This is a genomic window from Flavobacterium bomense (genome assembly GCF_003970355.1).
In genome coordinates this window covers 1-1445 of sequence record NZ_RYDJ01000098.1, presented here as the reverse complement: position 1 = coordinate 1445, position 1445 = coordinate 1, and the positions used below count along the sequence as shown (strand labels likewise).

Here is a 1445-nt window from a genome sequence, read left to right as displayed (position 1 = left end):
AAAACAGTTACGAAAACGTGATAGTGTTGAAAAGTTTCTGTTTTATTTAAATTTTTGACACCTAAATTGCCATAATCTAAATAAAATTTTATCTTTATTACGAAAATGATTTTTACTAAATTACACGTATGAAAAAGAAAGTAACACTAAAGCAAATTGCAAAAGAGTTGGATGTATCTATTTCTACCGTTTCCAAGTCTCTTAGAAACAGTCTTGAAATTGGGGAAGAAACCAGACTCAAAGTTCGGGCTTTTGCTAAGTTTTATCATTACAAACCCAATAATATTGCACTAAGTTTAAAAAACAGGAAAACAAAAACCATAGGAATTATTATTCCCGAAATTGTGCATTATTTCTTTTCAACCGTCATCAATGGAATCGAACATGTTGCTAATGAAAAAGGATACAGTGTCATCATTTGTTTATCAGACGATTCTTTCGACAAAGAAGTGCTAAATATGGAATTGCTAGCCAATGGTAGCATCGACGGATTTATAATGTCACTCTCCAAAGAAACCCAATTCAAAGGCGATTTCCACCATATAACTGAAGTAATCAGCCAAGGAATGCCTGTCGTAATGTTTGACAGAGTGACCAACGATATCCTTTGTGACAAAGTGATTATAAATGACGAATTGGCCGCTTATGAAGCCGTTCAAAATTTGATTGATAAAGGCCGTAAAAAAATCGCCCTAGTCACCACTGTCGATTATGTGAGTGTTGGAAAATTTAGAACAGATGGCTACATCAAAGCATTGAGAGATAACGGTTTGCCATTCGATGAAAATCTAATCATCAAAATTGAAAATGTCGAAAATTGCGAAATCACAATTGCTCAATTGCTAGAAAACAAAGCCTTTGATGCTGTTTTTGCGGTAAACGAGTTATTTGCTGTAACCATCATCAAAATAGCTCATAAAATGGGGATAAAAGTTCCTGAAGACCTCGCAGTTATTGCTTTTACAGATGGAATTATATCTAAATATTCTACGCCAACCATAACGACAGTAAGCCAAAACGGATTAGAAATGGGCAGTGTGGCAGCAAAAATACTTATCGAAAGATTGGAAGCCGAAGAAGAAGGAATAGAAATAGAAGAAAAGGACGAAGTCTACAAAACTGTTGTAATTGAAACCCATTTAATAGAGCGAGAATCAACGCTTTAAAAAAATTCAATTTCATTAGCAATTTCAATATTTTATTGTGCTGTAAAACACATTTATTTTTATCATTTTCATTGATATAGTCATCGATATTAAAAACTTATTCACACTATTACGTTGTAGTTTTTGAAATAAATACTTTTCTAACTTCTAACTTCCAACTTAATTATGGCTTGGTTTAAAAGAACAGAAAAAGGAATTACTACTGCTACCGAAGACAAAATGGATATTCCAAAAGGACTTTGGTACAAGTCGCCAACTGGAAAAGTTATCGATTCGGAT

General features: G+C 33.1%; 1 protein-coding gene and 1 pseudogene. Both read left to right on the top strand.

The annotated features are described in order from the left end of the window. Nucleotides 1-128 precede the first annotated feature (128 nt). Nucleotides 129-1166: a LacI family DNA-binding transcriptional regulator gene (locus EKL98_RS15835; protein WP_126563133.1), complete on the top strand. Its 1038-nt coding sequence runs from the start codon at nt 129-131 to the stop codon at nt 1164-1166. 165 nt (nt 1167-1331) lie between these two features. Then, nucleotides 1332-1445 (top strand): annotated as a pseudogene (locus tag EKL98_RS15830) (acetyl-CoA carboxylase, carboxyltransferase subunit beta); the annotation flags it as partial.

Excerpts from the sequence above, each read along its gene's own strand:
- EKL98_RS15835 (WP_126563133.1), top strand. The coding sequence starts at position 129 with ATGAAAAAGAAAGTAACACTAAAGCAAATTGCAAAAGAGTTGGATGTA.